Origin of the sequence: Apilactobacillus waqarii (assembly GCF_019061205.1) — a bacterium.
Lineage (GTDB): Bacteria > Bacillota > Bacilli > Lactobacillales > Lactobacillaceae > Apilactobacillus > Apilactobacillus waqarii.
Genome location: NZ_JAHQYH010000006.1, coordinates 1 through 17445 on the forward strand (window position 1 = coordinate 1; position 17445 = coordinate 17445).

General features: G+C 37.2%; 18 protein-coding genes. 6 read left to right on the forward strand and 12 right to left on the reverse strand.

Annotated elements, in window-relative coordinates; all coding sequences use genetic code 11:
• Positions 1-188: 188 nt before the first annotated feature.
• The 7 genes from apf (KTJ72_RS04835) to KTJ72_RS04865 all read right to left on the reverse strand — a co-directional run bounded on the left by apf (KTJ72_RS04835) (position 189) and on the right by KTJ72_RS04865 (position 6328).
• Positions 189-893: an aggregation-promoting factor gene (gene apf / locus KTJ72_RS04835; RefSeq protein ID WP_232347954.1), complete on the reverse strand. Its 705-nt coding sequence runs from the start codon at positions 891-893 to the stop codon at positions 189-191.
• Between the two features lie 379 nt (positions 894-1272).
• Positions 1273-1899, reverse strand: a complete 627-nt coding sequence (apf, locus tag KTJ72_RS04840) for an aggregation-promoting factor (protein WP_080768522.1) — start codon at positions 1897-1899, stop codon at positions 1273-1275.
• 363 nt (positions 1900-2262) lie between these two features.
• Positions 2263-3645: a Na+/H+ antiporter NhaC gene (nhaC, locus tag KTJ72_RS04845; protein ID WP_217304243.1), complete on the reverse strand. Its 1383-nt coding sequence runs from the start codon at positions 3643-3645 to the stop codon at positions 2263-2265.
• A gap of 414 nt (positions 3646-4059) precedes the next feature.
• A complete protein-coding gene (gene trxA / locus KTJ72_RS04850) occupies positions 4060-4380 on the reverse strand; it encodes a thioredoxin (RefSeq protein ID WP_041152823.1) in 321 nt (106 codons plus the stop codon).
• Between the two features lie 4 nt (positions 4381-4384).
• A complete protein-coding gene (locus tag KTJ72_RS04855) occupies positions 4385-5119 on the reverse strand; it encodes a DUF475 domain-containing protein (protein WP_217304303.1) in 735 nt (244 codons plus the stop codon).
• A 79-nt stretch (positions 5120-5198) separates the two neighbouring features.
• Positions 5199-5876, reverse strand: a complete 678-nt coding sequence (locus tag KTJ72_RS04860; RefSeq protein ID WP_217304244.1) for a glycoside hydrolase family 73 protein — start codon at positions 5874-5876, stop codon at positions 5199-5201.
• Positions 5876-6328 carry a MerR family transcriptional regulator gene (locus tag KTJ72_RS04865; protein WP_258924614.1) on the reverse strand — a complete coding sequence of 151 codons (453 nt, stop codon included), beginning with the start codon at positions 6326-6328 and terminating at the stop codon, positions 5876-5878. Before KTJ72_RS04865 ends, KTJ72_RS04860 begins: the two co-directional genes overlap by 1 nt.
• A 247-nt stretch (positions 6329-6575) precedes the next feature.
• Here KTJ72_RS04865 and KTJ72_RS04870 point away from each other — a divergent pair, with 247 nt between their 5' ends.
• Complete coding sequence (locus KTJ72_RS04870; RefSeq protein ID WP_057197381.1) at positions 6576-7043, forward strand: C40 family peptidase; 468 nt, start codon at positions 6576-6578, stop codon at positions 7041-7043.
• A gap of 62 nt (positions 7044-7105) precedes the next feature.
• On the opposite strand, the gene KTJ72_RS04875 is transcribed toward KTJ72_RS04870, so the two are convergent.
• Both KTJ72_RS04875 and KTJ72_RS04880 read right to left on the reverse strand, forming a co-directional pair.
• Positions 7106-7771, reverse strand: a complete 666-nt coding sequence (locus KTJ72_RS04875; protein ID WP_217304246.1) for a histidine phosphatase family protein — start codon at positions 7769-7771, stop codon at positions 7106-7108.
• 61 nt (positions 7772-7832) lie between these two features.
• Positions 7833-8099: a hypothetical protein gene (locus KTJ72_RS04880; protein WP_034530962.1), complete on the reverse strand. Its 267-nt coding sequence runs from the start codon at positions 8097-8099 to the stop codon at positions 7833-7835.
• Between the two features lie 219 nt (positions 8100-8318).
• Between KTJ72_RS04880 and KTJ72_RS04885 the strand changes: the two genes are divergently transcribed.
• Complete coding sequence (locus tag KTJ72_RS04885) at positions 8319-10412, forward strand: LTA synthase family protein (RefSeq protein WP_217304247.1); 2094 nt, start codon at positions 8319-8321, stop codon at positions 10410-10412.
• Positions 10413-10521: 109 nt separating this feature from the next.
• Positions 10522-11283 carry a potassium channel family protein gene (locus KTJ72_RS04890; protein WP_217304248.1) on the forward strand — a complete coding sequence of 254 codons (762 nt, stop codon included), beginning with the start codon at positions 10522-10524 and terminating at the stop codon, positions 11281-11283.
• 4 nt (positions 11284-11287) lie between these two features.
• Here the strand turns inward: KTJ72_RS04890 and KTJ72_RS04895 are convergent, their stop codons facing one another.
• Positions 11288-12277: an NAD(P)/FAD-dependent oxidoreductase gene (locus tag KTJ72_RS04895; RefSeq protein WP_041152830.1), complete on the reverse strand. Its 990-nt coding sequence runs from the start codon at positions 12275-12277 to the stop codon at positions 11288-11290.
• A gap of 81 nt (positions 12278-12358) precedes the next feature.
• On the opposite strand from KTJ72_RS04895, the gene KTJ72_RS04900 reads away from it, so the two are divergent.
• Both KTJ72_RS04900 and KTJ72_RS04905 read left to right on the forward strand, forming a co-directional pair.
• Positions 12359-13138 carry an alpha/beta hydrolase gene (locus KTJ72_RS04900; RefSeq protein WP_051592184.1) on the forward strand — a complete coding sequence of 260 codons (780 nt, stop codon included), beginning with the start codon at positions 12359-12361 and terminating at the stop codon, positions 13136-13138.
• Between the two features lie 212 nt (positions 13139-13350).
• Positions 13351-14313 (forward strand): nucleoside hydrolase, encoded by a 963-nt coding sequence (locus tag KTJ72_RS04905; RefSeq protein WP_041152831.1) that lies wholly within the window; start codon positions 13351-13353, stop codon positions 14311-14313.
• A 40-nt stretch (positions 14314-14353) separates the two neighbouring features.
• Here the strand turns inward: KTJ72_RS04905 and KTJ72_RS04910 are convergent, their stop codons facing one another.
• Positions 14354-15157, reverse strand: a complete 804-nt coding sequence (locus KTJ72_RS04910) for a Cof-type HAD-IIB family hydrolase (protein ID WP_217304249.1) — start codon at positions 15155-15157, stop codon at positions 14354-14356.
• Between the two features lie 64 nt (positions 15158-15221).
• Positions 15222-15620: a transcriptional regulator Spx gene (gene spx / locus KTJ72_RS04915; protein WP_034534086.1), complete on the reverse strand. Its 399-nt coding sequence runs from the start codon at positions 15618-15620 to the stop codon at positions 15222-15224.
• Positions 15621-15865: 245 nt separating this feature from the next.
• Between spx and KTJ72_RS04920 the strand changes: the two genes are divergently transcribed.
• The gene (locus KTJ72_RS04920) at positions 15866-17425 is read left to right on the forward strand and encodes a bifunctional metallophosphatase/5'-nucleotidase (protein ID WP_217304250.1); all 1560 of its coding nucleotides are present in this window, start codon (positions 15866-15868) and stop codon (positions 17423-17425) included.
• Positions 17426-17445: the final 20 nt, after the last annotated feature.

A 17445-nucleotide genomic window follows, 5' to 3' on the forward strand; every position in this document is an offset into this window, starting at 1 on the left:
GTTAGTTTTAGCAATGCCAATATTATTTTAGCATTCATATACTGTATTGAGTTGCCATTAATTATATTAACCATCATTTCATGGTACGAACTTGTAAAAATTGGTGAAGAAATATCAAATAAAAAAAGACGCCTATAGAGGCGTCTTTTTGTAGATATAAATATCGATTGAATAAACCGGCTAAGATCTTAGTACCAACCGTGTTGTAACCAGAATGACTTAGCGTTATCCCATGAACCGTAACGGGCAGCAACATATTGGTCAGCAACTCTTTCTTGGTTAGCAGCTGAGTAGTCACCGTGTAGCATAGCAGCACCTAGTTGGTACTTACCATAGTATTGACCGTTTGAGGCAGTGTATGAACCACCAGATTCACGGTTAGCAATCCAAGCTTTAGCAGAACTGCTTGAGCCAGTGTAGCTTGAGCTTTGTGATTGGCTGTAGTTAGTTGTGCTTTGTGTTTGAGCTTGTGGTTGACTGTAGTTGGTTGTGCTTTGTGTTTGTTGTTGCACTTGAGGTTGTGCTTGTTGTTGAGTTTGAGCTACTGATTGTTGGTTAGTAGTACTTTGGTTAGTTGTTGCTGAAGCAACAGTCTTTTGATCAGTAGATACAGTTGCACTTGAAGGTAAAGTTAGTTTTTCACCTACGTAGATTAAATCTGTGTTAACACGGTCGTTAACTGCTCTAAGTGAACTTAATGAAACGTTGTATTTTTGTGATAATCCCCATAGAGTATCACCACTTTGAACAGTCACAGTCTTCTTAACTGTTGCCTTAGCTTGTTGTTGTGGTTGTTGTGCAGATGCGTTAGCAGTTTGATCTGCGTTAGCACTTGCGCCACCAGCTACAAATAATCCAGCTACTGCGGCAGTAGCAAATAACATTGACTTCATACTATTTAATTTAACGATAATAATTCACTCCTATAAAAAATCTATAATTCTGTATTTCTGTATCGTCGAAAGTGTTAATCGATTTGATTAACTGTGATATATACTACATCGTATCCATTACATGCCTATATCATGCACGTTAAAAGATTTGGCTTTTTCGTAACATTGTCGTTACGCTGTAACAATATGACATCAAAAGCAACATATTCCCCATGGTTGAGCCTTTTTGAACGTTACATACAGCTTAAATTATTCTAAAATTGTTTCTAATCTGGCCAAAAAAGTGCTAAAAAATTTTGAAAAAAGCCTTGCAAATCTCAAATTGATCAAAAAATGGATAAAAAAAAGGCGTTGAAAGTAAAACTTTCAACGTCTCTTTTTAATACCAGTTATTGGAAACCCAATGTTGTTTGGCGTTTACCCAAGAACCATATCGGTTAGCAACATATTGTTCTGCGACACGTTCTTGATTAGCTGGTGAGTAATCACCGTTAAGGTAACTACTATCTAATTGATATCTACCATAGTAACGACCGTTTTGTGCGGTGTATGAATTAGTAGACTCATGGAAAGAAATCCATGCCTTTGCTTCGGCATTTGCTTTGTTCCATTCTGATTGAGCACTGGTTTGTGATTGATTTTGTTTCTTAGAAGTAGAATGATGTTTGTTTGACTTAGTCGAGTGTTGCTTTTGAACCTTCTTATCGTCTTTTGCATCATTATTATTATCTGGAATCACGATTTGATCGCCAGCTAATAAATCATCATCACTATACTTGCCATTAGCATGCTCTAAAACAGACATGAAAACATTGTACTTATCTGACAAGTTTTCTAGTGTATCGCCAGACTTCACAGTCACTACTGTATTCGCGTTGGTATCTACAGTAGCATTTCGGTAAATAGAAAGTAATCCCGCGAACGAGATTGCGATTACAAGAAATAAAACATGAAATTTATATCTAATAACTGAAACACTCCTATATAAAATTAAAGAATAAAAAATTGCGTTTGTTGTCTTTCAACAACGAATGCATATTCTATCTACTTAATATTACATGAGCGTTACATAAACGTTACGTTCGTTCTTTATTTTGTAATATAGTAACATTACTGTAACGTATTGAAATATAAATGAACACAATGACTAATAACACGGCTTTCTAGTTTTAATAATCGTGTACAATATATAGGCATTTTTTGATCAATTTTCGCAAAAAAATTTCGAATTTTTTTCAAAACTACTCAAATATGTTTCATTTAAAGTGATGTGCAACGTAAAAATCACAAACAAAAAACCTACCACAAATCGCTTTATGATAGGCTTTTTAACTTTTTCTTAATAGTATTAAATTATTCTAAGCATTAGTTAATCTTTATCGTGTTTAATAGCAATTCCTGTGACTGCACTTAGAATTGAGAACACTGGTGACAAGATACTTAGGAATAGGAATGGTGCAAAGTGACTTGCTGGCACACCCAATGTTGCTGAGATAAATGCTCCGGCAACACCCCATGGAATCAAGTAGTTAATTACGGTACCACCATCTTCAATCGCACGACTTAGTGCAACTGGTGCTAATCCAGCTTGGTGGAAGACCTTCTTAAATGCGTTTGCAGGTAGGATTTCTGATAGAAATTGTTCACCAACGAAGACGTTTACCCCGATGGCAGTGAAGATTACGGCGATGATTAACTTAGCATCACTGTTTAGATGCTTAGTAAGTGGTTGCACAACGGCATCGATGATACCTAGGTGCATCAATAGGCCACCAAAGGCCAAGGCAATCATGATCAATGCTAGTGTACCCATCATTGAACTGATACCCCCTCTTGATAGAAGCAGGTCAACAGACTTGTTACCAGTCTTTGATACGAAACCACTAGTGATTAGGTCGTTAATCTTTAGTAGTGAAATCTTGTGATCTTGAATTCCCATCAATCCGATTGAAACAATGATGTTAATGAATAATGTCGGAATTGTTGGAATATGACTCCATGCACAGATAAGTAGTAGTGCGATTGGAATAATTGCTAGAAATGAAATGTGGAAGTTGCTGTTCAATACGTTAACTGTCTTGTCGACGTTTGCTAGGTTGGCTTTACCATCACTGTGGTTTAAGAACACGAAGATGATGAATGAACCAATCATGGCAGGAATGGTTGACCACATCAAGTTCTTGATATGAGCAATCAAGTCGGCACCTGATACAGCAGCGGCTAGGTTAACAGTTGCTGATAGTGGTGATGACTTATCACCGAAGACAGCACCTGAGATAACGGCACCGGCAATCATGGCTGGGTTCATACCCATTGTGATACCGATTCCCATAAAGGCAATCCCTAAAGTAGAGATAACGGTGAATGCACTACCGATGAATGTACCAACTAGCGCACAAACTAGAAAGATTGATGGTAAGAACCAATTGATGTTAATCAAGTGGAAACCAAAAACCATTAGTGAAGGAATAACACCTGAGGCAATCCAAACACCAATTAATGAACCAATTAATAGGAAGATAAATAATGGAACAATTCCATTTTTGATTCCAGTGACGAATCCTTCATCGATGTCATCCCATTTGAAACCTTTAAAACGACCCCAGAATACCAAAAGCATAATTCCTGTTAGGATTGGCACTTCTGGTGAAATCCCTAAACCAATAACACCGAATGACATAATTGCCATCATTACAATTAAAATAATAATTCCCTCAGCCAGACTGACTGTCGGTTTCTTTTCTTCTTGCATAATATCTCTCCTCAAAATAACGTAATTTTTTTTCTATAATATATGTAGTCTTTTATTCATTTTGATATCGGATTAATCCTCCGCAGTTAGCAATTCTCATCTGTTCGTCTTCTTTCCATAAAAAAAGTCCCTGTTGTCTAAAACAACAGGGACGACTTATTATTATTTTTACCGTGGTACCACCCAAATTAGTAACCACACGTAGCGGTCACTCACTCTCTAGAAATAACGGCTCTAGTTACCGTTCTTGGGTAGACACTATCCAATGTATTTCATCGAGATTAGCCTGATCGGTTCGCAGCAACCACCGACTTCCTGACACCCAGCTAATTCGTTACTTAGTTTGGAATAATTGTTTTGCTTTATTTGATTAAATTAAGATTAGCACTACAGATTTAATCCGTCAACTAAAATTTACATTTCTTCTAGTTTACGGTTTAGATAATGCGCCATTTTTTCTTTTGGATATACTCCAGTTACCTTTTCGACTGCCTTACCATTTTTAAATAAAACGATGCTTGGTAATCCCATCACCTTGTATTGTTTTGCCACGTCTTCATTATTGTCGACGTTCATCTTGCCAAAGTGAATGCGGTCACCGAATTCTTCTTCCATTGCTTCAAGCACTGGATCCATAATTTTACAAGGACCACACCATGGTGCCCAGAAGTCAATGACGGTCATCTTGTTATCTGTTTCTTGTGCAAGGTTTTCCCTTGTAATTGTTGTTGCCATTAGATTACCTCTTTGATTTGCGAATAAAATGAATGATGAAGGTTACGATGAATGTAACCAATACGATTAAACCAAAGTGAAGTGGTTCAATTTCAATATCAATCATTGGAATTGAAAGGATTAGCTTCAAAGCAATCACTGCGATTAAGAAGTATGCCATTGTCTTTAACTCTGGGACCTTCTTCATCACTAACATGATAACTTCGGCGATTCCTCTCATACATAGGATTCCGATTAAACCACCCATTAAAACAATTACTGGATTTTCAGAAATTGCTAAAGCAGCTAGTACGGAATCAACGGAGAAGACAATATCCATAAATTCAATTTGTAATACTGTCATCCAAAAACGTTTACGGTTAGATTGGTTGGCAGATTGTTTGAACATGGATTTTTTCTGTTTGTCGGAATGAGCAAAGTGCGCATAGACTAAGTAGAAAAGATATAATCCACCAACAACCTTTAATTCCCAGATATGAATTAGGAATACCCCTAATCCAATAATGATAAATCTAAAGATATAAGAACCCCAAAGACCATAGAATAATGATTCTTCTTGTTCCTTCTTAGTTGGTAAAGCTTGAGCCTGCGTGGCTAACACCACCGCATTATCAACTGACAGCAAACATTCGATTAATACTAAGGATAAAATAACAATCCATGCATCCTCCGAAAAAATTACGTTATGCCAGTTATTCAAATCGAAAAACGGACCATATAATTTACTTAATAATGGTATCACCTAAAGTCTCCTCTTCTATTTTTCTACTATTATATAAGATAAATTTTTGAAAATATAGTTTTAACTATTAAATTTTTTATTTACTAATTTGATCGTCGTACTTAGCTAAATTGTATTGTTTGATTAAAGCAATTAAGTTCTTGGCATAATTAGGATCGGTTGCGTAACCGTTCTTTTGTAGCATCTTAGCTTGTTGTTCATAGCTCATAACGTTCTTTTGCTTAATGAAGTTAAGTGCTGTCACAGTACTGTGGTTTTCAACTGCATCGTAGACGCTTGGGTACTTTCTGAAAGTAGCAGGAATTGAAATCTTCTTCTTGTCACCTTCACGAACCACCTTAACACCCTTACCGACTGGAGTGTCGTTACTTACGTATTCGTCAGTGTAATATTGGATTGATTGCCCTTTGTATGTTCCTTTTACACCAAAGATATTGTATGCCTTCTTGTATAGCTCTGATTGACCCCAGTTAGATTCTTGGATAGCTTGGGCAATCACAACACTTGGTAACACAACGTGTTGTTTGTTCCATACTTGAACAGCTGGTTTGGCGATTATTTCAGCAAACTCATGGCGCTTCTTTGCCGCTTGCTCTTGTGCTTCTTCAATTCTTTGTTGATCAGATTTTTGAATTTGGTTTTCTCGGATTGTACTGTGAACTTGTTTTGCAACCTTGTATCCACCAAATAATACAATCACAATTACAACTAACCAGACAATCTTCTTGGTTAAACTCATTTTCTTTTTTCTCATCATTTATCCTTCTTTTTTATATCGACAACACGATATTTTATTTCGTCATTCTCATCAACTGAGGCATATAATATGGAAGTTTTTTCTTCATTAAAGTAACCCAAGTTGACAACTGGTTGCCCATCGATTGTCTCAACATCTTCGAAGGCATTCATCATAAACCTTCTTAGATAGCGCATCTTAGCGATGTTTTCAGAAGCTGTCGCGTTTGCAGCTGTAAGGGTGAATCCCTTATCCAAGTAATGCTTAATTAATGTTACTTTATTTAAATTTTCCATATTAAAAACACGAGATCTACTCTTATCGTCTCTAATTGAGGTAATGTAACCTTTTTGTTCCCAGTAACGAAGCTGACGTGTTGACACGTCCATCATTTTGCTGACTTCCCCGATTTTAAAAATTAGACGATTTAAATCTATTTTTTCGGGAAATAATTTCTTTAAGCCCGACATTTCAACGGTTCCTTTCGTGTAATCTACATAATAAATTTACCACAAATTTGGAACCCTTTCATTACTTTAATTGGGTACAGTAAATATTAAACACTAAAATTATAAAGATTACATTAAAATTGGAAAGTTTTAATTAATTTGAAACTACTTTGTTACATTCTTGAAATATTAATCCCTTATCATATGAAATATATTGAGATAGAGAAAAAACGAGAGAGATTTTTTATAAGAGAGAGGATTTTGAGAGATGAAAAAAATGATTACTAAAATTGCTATAACCGCAGCCGCGTTTACTTCACTACTGTTTGCAGGTGCTACTGCAAGTAACAACAACACTGCCCATGCTGATACTAATAACCAATTTACTTCAGTATACCGTGTTGCTAAGTCAAAACTAGGTGACCGTTACGTTTACGGTTCAGAAGGTTCACGTACTTTTGACTGTTCTGGTTTTACAAAATACATATACAGACACGGTCTAGGTGTTAACTTACCTAGAACTGCGCAACAACAATACCACTACTCAAAAAAGGTTGCTAAAAAACATCTTAAAAAGGGTGATTTAGTATTTATCGGTTCTTCTAAGAATAGTATTTACCACGTTGGTATGTACATCGGTGGCGGTAAGATGATTGACGCTCAAAACCGTGGTGTTATCCGTGAAAGCATCCATGCTCCATGGTGGCACGTAGTAGCTTACGGTCGAGTAGCTTAATCCTATCTCTTAAAATCCAAAAAAGACGATTACTAAACGTAATCGTCTTTTTTTATGTTCTTTTATTGAACGTTATAATCTGTAACCTTGACTTGATCATCGCTTACTTCTAGCTTAGTAAGGCTACCATTGGCAGGTGGTTCGGTGACATCGTACTTGCCTTCACCAAAACGTTCGACCAACCCCAATACAGCATTGGCATGACTGATTAGCAGAACATCATCTCCATCATGAATGTTCTTATCTTTTCTGATTAGGTCTAATCCTTGATCCCAACGTTTCCAGTATTCTTCGTTACTTTCAGCTTGGTGGAAAGGATCGGCTTCCTTTAAAAAGTCCATAGCCTTCCCCAAAGAATACTTAGATACGATATCCTTAAATGTTGGTAATCCGTGTGGAGCACCAGCTGCATACCATGATTGCTCTAAATCGCTTCCTTCATAATAACCATAAAATTCTCCTCTAAGATAACTAGATACAGTTGGTTCTTTGACTGAATCAGCGGTGTTTTTATCCAAAATAATCTTAGCAGTTTTCATAGCTCTGGTAGTATCGCTACAGTATGCAGCTGTGAAATGCATATTAGCCAATTTCTCTGCAGTTTTCTCAGCACCTGATATGCCCTTATCTGTCAAAGGTGCATCACTCCACCCTTGTAATCGATTGTAAACGTTAAAGTATGTTTGTCCGTGACGGACAACGTATAGATTAAAAGTGATAACATCCATCCCCTTTCTAATCTGATTATAATAGAATATCACTAATAAAAAAAGTTAGACAACATTCTGCCTAACTTAATTCAGTATTATAGTATTTAGACGCAATCTTGTGGTAGCGCAATTTATCTAGCGTCTTATAAATTATCATTTGTAGTTCGTGTAGTTTAATGATAGTGTAGGAACTCAATTGGACTAAGATTAATCTTTCAGTACGATTGATAATCTCTTGGTTACTAGTCAAAGCTAGCAAGTCGCTATGGACCATCTCTGGCATGAATTCAATTATTTGTCCATCACTTAACTGAACATTTAATTTTTTAGTATTACCTTTTAGCAATGCCGTCATCCTCCTACTGATTTAACTTTATTTTACAACATTTGTATAATTTTGCAACTATATATGGTGATTACCATTTTTTATTTCGCCACATATTGTGGTGATGGTTTTATGATACGAAAAAAACATGCCTTTTTGACTTCGGTCTGTTAATATTAAATATGAATTATATCAAAGGAGCTCTTCATTTTGAAAGCGATAAATTATCTGCGCTCTAAAATGTCCACTAGGTTAGGATTCTTCATTCTACTAGTTGTTTTATTTTGGGCTAAAACTATATACGCATATTTCACTGATTTCCAACTAGGACTTGCAAACCCGTTTGAATACTTCATAGCATTCATTAATCCAATCGCAACGACCATGCTATTGTTTGGACTTGCAATGTACATTAAATCAAGTCGATTGTTTTACCCTATCATTCTATTGATTGATGGGTTAAACACTTTACTACTATATTTGAACGTTATTTATTACCGTGAATTTACCGACTTCATGACAGTAAGTACCATGACCGGTTACTCAAAGGTTAACCAAGGACTTAGCGGATCATCACTAGCACTTACCATGCCACATGATGTCTTCTACTGGTTAGATATCGTTTTAGTATTACTTCTACTATTATTTAGAGTAATTCGCATCGATAACAAAAAGTTCGGTGGTAAGGGTGCATTCGCCATTACTTCGGTTGCTGTGTTAATCTTCACCGCCAACCTATCATTTGGTGAAATGGCCAGACCACAACTTCTAACTAGAACTTTCGACCGTACATACATCGTTAAGTATCTTGGTGTCGATTCATTTACAGTCTATGACGCCATCTCAACTCAACACACTAAGGACTTGCGTGCAATGGCTACCAAGTCAGAAATGAATGACGTTAGAAAGTTCATCAACAAGCATTACACTGCTCCTGAAAGATCCATGTTTGGTTTAGCCAAGGGTAAAAACGTAATCATCATTCACTTAGAAAGTTTCCAACAATTCCTAATCGATAAGAAGGTCAACGGACAAGAAGTAACTCCATTCTTGAACAGTCTCTACCATAGTAAGTCGACGATTGCCTTTTCTAATTTCTTCCATCAAGTGGGACAAGGAAAGACATCTGATGCTGAAAACATGCTAGAAACAAGTACCTATGGATTACCTCAAGGGTCAATGTTTACCCAATTTGGAAGCGACAACGTCTTCCAAGCAGCTCCTGCTATTTTGAAACAAGATAAGGGATACACTTCAGCGGTATTCCACGGAAACGTTGCTAGTTTCTGGAACCGAAACAATGTTTACAAGAACATGGGTTACCAATACTTCTTTGACGAAAGTTACTACGATACTTCCGGCGATAAAGCACTTGGTTACGGTTTGAAGGATAAACTATTATTCAGAGATTCCGTTAAATACCTTGAGAGATTACAACAACCTTTCTACGCTAAGTACATCACTGTTACTAACCACTTCCCTTACTCAATCGAAAGCGAAGATAGTAACTTTAAGACTACTAACACAGGTGACACCAAGGTTGATAACTACTTCAAGACTGCTCATTACCTAGATCAAGCCATCCAAGAGTTTTACGCATACCTACAAAAATCAGGATTGTTGAATAAATCAATCATCATGCTATATGGGGATCACTATGGTATTTCTAACTCTGAAAACTTAAGTCTTGCCAGAGCATTGGGTAAGAACCCTAATGACTGGACCGACTTTGATAACGCTCAACTTCAACGTGTTCCATTGATGTTTAACATTCCTGGCATGAAAAAGGGATACATTGACAATACCTACGGTGGTGAAATTGATGTTTTACCTACTCTACTTCACCTTTTGGGTGTCAACACCAAACAATACATTCAATTCGGGACCGATTTATTCTCCAAGAAACATGATACTATCGTTGCATTTAGAAACCGTGATTGGGTAAGTACTAAGTACACTTCAATCAGTGGTACTATTTATAGCAACAAGACCGGTAAGGTAATTCACCCTACCCCTCATCAAAGAAAAGTCTTCAATAAGATGCAAGCTCGCGTTAACACCGAGTTATCATTCTCTGATGAACTAAACGAACAAAACTTACTTCGTTTCTACACCCCTAGCGGTTTCACTCCAGTAAATCCTAAGGATTACAATTACCAAAATGGCTTTCAAAAGGAACTTGGAGCTGAAACGGAATTAGGTAAGAAGTCTACTAGTTTGTACGACAAACTTAAGAAGAAATCTACTCAATCCCTATACAAGACTGATGCACCAGAATTAAACCATTCAGGTGGATCATCTCGGATCTCCAAGAACAATAACGAAGATAACTAAAAGAAAACGACCAATCGAAAGATTGGTCGTTTTTTATTTGCTTTAAACTAACTTAAAGGTAAAATGATTATAATTGGATTAAGAGATAGAGAAAAAGTGAGTTGAAATAATGAAACAATTTAAAAATAAAACCGTCGAATTGATTTATAGTCTGTTTATTATTTTCATCGCCGTTGCATCCGTTGTGATGGTTGGTCTAGACTACTTTGGCGTCATCAACATCTACCATGGTGTTTTAGGGAATATCTACTATGGTATCTGGATCTTTTACATTATTGATTACATATCCGGCTTTCTATTGGCCAAGAACCACAAGCAATTCTTATTAGAAACATCGTTGGACTTGATTTCACTAATTCCAGCCCATCCGATTTTCGTCGTATTTCGTCTATACCGTGTGATTAGAATCGTCCGTCACTACAACCTATTCTGGAAGTTTGGTTGGGACGGTAAAGTGACTGGTGGAATTCACCGTTTCATTTACGACACTGGTTTTATCTACCTATTCTCAATCAGTATCGTGATTTTAATCTTCAGTGCGTTGATTTACTCACACTTCGAACAACATGATTTATCCACCTCATTATGGTGGGCAATTACAACCGCCACTACCGTTGGTTATGGTGATATTTCGCCGCAAACCGCTGGTGGTAAACTAATTGCCGCATTCCTAATGTTCGGTGGAATTGGTTTTATTGGTTTGTTGACATCTACTATTACCGACTTCTTCACCCATGGAGATAAGGACGAAACAGACGATAAAATCGATCAATTAACCAAACAAATCGAAGCTTTGACTAAAGAAGTTCAAAGTCTTGAAAAGACGGTCAAAAAAAATAGCACCCCATCAAAGGATGCTAAGAAAAAATAGTTTTTTATGATAATTGAGTACTGTGAATTGGTGCTCGATTTCCTGGGTATAGGTCGTTCATAATCGCATTGATTGTGATTGGAACTTCACCGAATCCAGTCGCGATGATAGTTTGTTTACCATCGTATTTAGCTTGATCACCCACGGCGTAAATGTTTTTGATATTAGTTTGAAGATTGCCATCAACCTTTGTGGCATGGTGGTCTTCTTCGATATCTACATTCCAGCCTTGCATGTCTTTATTATTAGAAATGAAGCCGTAATTTACCAGAATCTTATCAACATCAATATCGATGAATTCATCATCTGTCTTCATCTTCTTAGCGTGGACTCTAACTTGGTTGTTGTCCACGTTTTCTAATGACTTAATCAAGTAAGGAGTAACTAGTTTGACGCTTGATTGCTTCAATAAGTTAACGGTGTGTTCTAGTCCTCTAAACTCGTTTCTACGGTGCAACAAGTAGACTTCATCGGCAATATCTTCTAGCATTAATGCTTGATCGATTGCTGAATCACCACCACCTGCGACTAAAACTTTTTTATTTTTAAAGGCATCTAGGTCCGAAGCGGTGTATACTAGTTGTTGGTCTGAGATTGTTTCGACACCATCAGCGCTTAGTTTACGTGGGTTAAATGCTCCGTTACCAACCGCCACAACGATGGCTTTAGTTTTGGTAATTCCCTTATTTGTGGTAACCTTGAAAACGTCGTCGTCTTTCTCAACGTTGACTACTGTTTGATTCAACTTAATGTCACCATCCATGGTGGCAAGTTGTTTCTTCAAGTTAGCCACTAAATCACGACCTGAAATCGCAGGATAGGCTGGGATATCTAGAATCGTTTTTTCTGGATATAATGCATTTACTTGTCCCCCTAGTTCTGAAAGACTTTCGATGATTTGGAATTTGGCGGTACGTAGTCCGGCATAAAAACCGGCAAACATTCCAACGGGACCTCCTCCGATTATCGTAATATCATAGATTTCATCTGACATTTTATTTTAACTCCTTTTATTTTGGTGTTATTTAATATATTATGTATCTTATAATTATACTTTAGCAAAGGAAGAACAATTATGCACAGCAAACGCAGAAAAATTATCATTGGGATTGTTTTGATTATTGAAGCAATTGCCCTATTCATCACTACCTCATGGATTTTCAGAGGTCGTGTCCTAAATGATGTGAAGGTAGATAAGACAAGAACTGCAACTATCTTCATCCCCGGTTATGGTGGTAACGCCGTTTCAACCGATGACTTCATTAATCAATTCAACGATCATGGCATTGCTAAGCGTGCTCTTCGTATTCATATTTCTAGTAAGGGTAAGGTTACTACCATGAAGAAATATGTCAAGAAGATTTCAGCTGACAACCCATTAGTTCAATTAATCTTTGAAGACAACACTCATCCAATCAAAGAAGCTAAACAAATGAAAAACGTGATGACTTACCTATACAAGACTTATCACATTAAATCAGTTAACTTCTTAGGACATTCATCAGGTGGTCAAATCGCCTACGAATACATGGTTAGAAACCCTAACCAAAAGAACGCTCCTAAGATTAACAAGTTCGTAAGTATCGCCAACGACTACCCAGCTGGAGACAAACGTGCTAAGAACTTACCACGTAACCTAAAGATTTTTAACATCGCTGGTGAAATTTACAACGTTGGTACCGATGGTGAAGAAGCCGTTGATATCGTTAAACCAATGGGTAAACTAGTTAAGCCTTACGTTAAGAGCTACCAATTCTACCTATACCGTGGAGATCCAATTTCTGCTGAACATTCAATGTTACACGAAAACCCAACATTGGATAAAACAATTGCTGAATTCCTATTTAGAAACTAGCAACCAAATCTCGATTTCGTTTAGAAGTCGAGATTTTTTATTAACAAATTTCTAATTTTTGTTAAATTTGTTCGTATTTATATATCATTTCCTTAAAAACTTCTTAGTATCCCCTTTTATTTTGGACGAAAAGCCCATATAATTAAAGTTAATGAAAAATGTTCACGGACAAAGATCCGTGAGGGGAATTAATATTGGGAGGGTTTTTCATTATGGCAAAGCAAAAAATTATCTTAGACGTTGATACAGGTGTAGATGACGCAATGGCTATCGCCTACGCTGTCGCTGCCCCTAACGCCGATTTAGTAGGTGTTGTTAACTCATACGGAAACGTATTGGTAGAACAAGCCGCTAAGAACTCACTAGAAATTCTAGACCTATTAGGTGCTACTGACGTACCAGTATTTGAAGGTGAACCACATTCACTAGAAACTGACAGTTTCGAAGTAATGGAAGTTTCAGCTCATATTCATGGTGTTAACGGTGTTGGTGAAGTTGAATTACCAGCAAGTAGCCGCCAAGTGGAAGAACAATCTGGTGTCGACTTCATCATCGAAGCCGCTCACAAGTACGGTAAAGATTTAACAATCATCCCTACTGGTCCACTTACCAACCTAGCCTTAGCACTACGTAAGGACCCATCAATTGCCGACTTAATCGGTAACGTTACTCTAATGGGTGGTGCTTTGACTGTTCCTGGTAACGTTTCTGATGCCGCTGAAGCAAACATCAACCAAGATGCAACTGCTGCAAACGAAGTATTCAGAAGCCCACTACACGATACTATGGTTGGTCTAGACGTTACATTAAGAACTCTTCTAACTAAAAAAGAAACTCAACAATGGCGTGACTTAGGTACTGTGGCTGGTGAAAAGTTCGCTGATATCGTTGACTACTACATCGATATTTACGCTGAAATGTACCCACACCTAGGTGGTTGTTCACTACACGACCCATTAGCCGTTGGTGTTGCTTGTGACCCAAGCTTCGTTCAAACATTGGACTTAGACCTATTGGTTCACACTGGTGAATTAAACTACGGACGTACTACCGGTGATACTGCTCACCTAGACGATCCAAATCCTACTGCAAGTGTTGCTATCCAAGTAGATGAAAAGCGTTACCTAAAGACATTTATGGAATACTTGAACTACTTATTCGCAAACAACAAGTAAACAAAAAGGACTTAAACTTCTCGTTTAAGTCCTTTTTTATTTATTCATTAAAGTATTTGTGTAAGAATACTGCGACCCCATCGTCATCATGATCGACGGTCACATCTGTGGCAATCGACTTAATTTCATCGGAGGCGTTACCCATCGCAACCCCGACATTGGCAGCTTCAATCATTTCGTAATCATTTTCCGCATCACCAAATGCCATCAGGTTGGAAAAATCCATGTCTAAGTGCTTTAACAAGATATTTAAACCCGTAGCCTTACTCATGTTTAATGGCAAAAATTCCATGATTTTGGGCTGAGAACGGACGATTTTATAATGGTCAGTAATTTCTGAAGGGAAATTAGCACGCGCATTATCCAATGTCGCAATTTGTTCTGACATGATAGCCTTACTGTATGGTTTATCATCTAATTTCTTGAAATCAATTGGAACGAATTCAAGTGGTGAATTCAAGACTTCCTTATAGGTTGATTTGACCAAGTCGGTTAATTCATAAACCTTTTCAAAGTCTAAGATGTCCAATGGTAAATCGTTATCCAATGCGTATTGATGAATCAATGAAAAGTCATCTAAGGTTAGTCCCTTTTGATTTAGCACCTTTTGATCATGGTTTCTAATTACCATGCCGCCGTTGAAAGTGATCGTGTAGTCATTTTCTTCAGTTAGCCCCAGTTGTTTTACATATGGCCAAACCGCATTAATAGGACGACCGGTACATAGGACAACGGCGATTCCTTTTTTATGTAATTTTTGTAGTGTTGAAACATTTTCATCACTAATTTCTTTTGCTGAATTCAATAGTGTATTGTCTAAGTCCAGTGCAATCATTTTTATCATAATGTGACTCCTTTTGAGTGAATAAAAAAACGACATTACAAAGTAATGCCGTCACTCTAAAATATTAAGCTTCCAACTGTGATTCTAATTCTTTTAGTTCAGTTTCACGAATGGAACGGGGTAAGAAACGACGAATTTCTTCCTCATTGTACCCAACTTCCAAACGTTTGTCATCAAACACAATAGGACGTTTGATAAGGTCTGGATACTTGACAACTAAATCTACCAAATCTGATAGTGACAAGCTATCAAAATCGATGTTTAGCTTCTTGAAAATTTTGGATCTTGTTGAAATGATGTCCTCGCTCCCATTTTCAGTAAGACGTAAGATTTGTTTTACTTCGTCCGCATTCAATGGGTTAGAATTGATATTTCTTTCGCGGAAAGCAATATCGTGGCCTTTTAACCAGGCTCTGGCTTTACGACTGGATGCACTACTTGGTGCTACGTAAAGATTCAACATTTATATCACCCCTTAATCGCTTAATTTTTATAAAAACAATTATGGTTAGGTTAGTAGCACTTACTAAATGTAAATACAATTAACTGTAATTATCTTAACATACCTATAAGATAAATCAATTTAAATTTTTATTAAGAAAAGGTAAATGTTAATCAAATCTTAATTTTCCATTTTTAAAAAAGTGATAAAATATACACAACAAAAGAAACGGAAGAATCATAACAATTTAAAACGGGGGTGGCACGATGAAAATAAATCTTTTAGAGACAAGTGATACGCACGGCTTTTTGTTCCCCACTAACTATGTGAACTTAAAGGACGATAAACCCTTTGGGGTGCTTCGTTGCGCTACAGCAATCAAGGATCTTAGAACAAAGCTGGATAACGTCGTATCTATCGATAACGGAGATTTCTTGCAAGGTTCAGCATTGGCCTATTACATTGCTGAAATCAAAAAACAATCTGCCCCAAAACAAATTGACGAAGTGTTTAATGTCGTTAATTACGACTTTGGAGTATTAGGAAATCATGAGTTTAATTACGGACTATCATACTTACACAACACCATAAATGAGAGCACTCGCCATTTTCTTTGTGCCAACATTATCGATCAAGACGGTAACCACCCATTTGGTAACCCATATGAAATTAAAGATATTAATGGTGTGAAAGTCGGATTCTTAGGTCTAACCACCCAAGGCACCACTAAATGGGAAAAGAACTCCCATTTAGCCGGTCTAACCTTTCTTTCTGCCAAGGACACCGCAGCCAAATACATCCCTGAAATAGCCGAAAAAACCGATTTAAACGTCATCGTTTATCATGGCGGAATCGAACGAGATGAAGAAGGTGTCCCAACCGAAGTCTTAAACGGTGAAAACGAAACATACGACATCCTAGCGCACGTTAAAGGTGTCGATGCCATTATCACCGGTCACCAACACAGAAAGATTGCCGGTCACCTATTGGGTGTGCCAATCATTCAACCAGGTCATCGAGGCCAATACATCGGTCACATTGAATTAGATGTTCAACAAGATGACAACGGTAAATACTTTGTGCAATCAAGTGAATCTGAATTAATTCCGACTAAGAAGTACCCTGTTGATCATGAAATCGCCGATAAGTTGAACGACATTCAAGAACAAATCAACAAGTGGTTAGATGAACCAATGGCTCATATCGAGGGTTCAATGGACTTTGATAACGCCTTTGAAGCCCGTCTACACAAGACTAGTTTCATCCAGTTCATTCAAAACATTCAGATGCAAACTATGGGAGTCGATATTTCGGCAACCGCCCTATTTAATGATGAAGCTCACGGTTTTGAAAATCCGATTACAATGAGAAATATCATCACTAACTACGTTTACCCTAACAGTCTATCCGTGCTAAAGATTACCGGTGCCGAATTAAAGGCAGCCATGGAAACTAGCGCGAAGTACTTTGATTATCAAAACGGTAAGATTGGTGTGAACCATGACTACATCTTCCCTAAGCTAAAACACTATAACTACGATATGTATGAAGGTGTCGACTACGTGATTAACGTCGCTAAACCAGTTGGTCATCGCATCGAAGACTTAACCTACCATGGCAAGCCAATTGATGACGATGCCGAATTAAAAATCGTGTTAAACATCTATCGTGCCGTCGGTGGTGGAAACTACCAAATGTTCTCTCAAGATAAGATTATCAAATCTGATGATCGTATGATGAGCCAATTAATTGCTGATTACTTAAGAGAACACAAGACCATTAAGGCAGAAAACAATCATAACTTCAAGGTCATCTACAGACCATAAAAAAGAGTCCCAAAACTTCA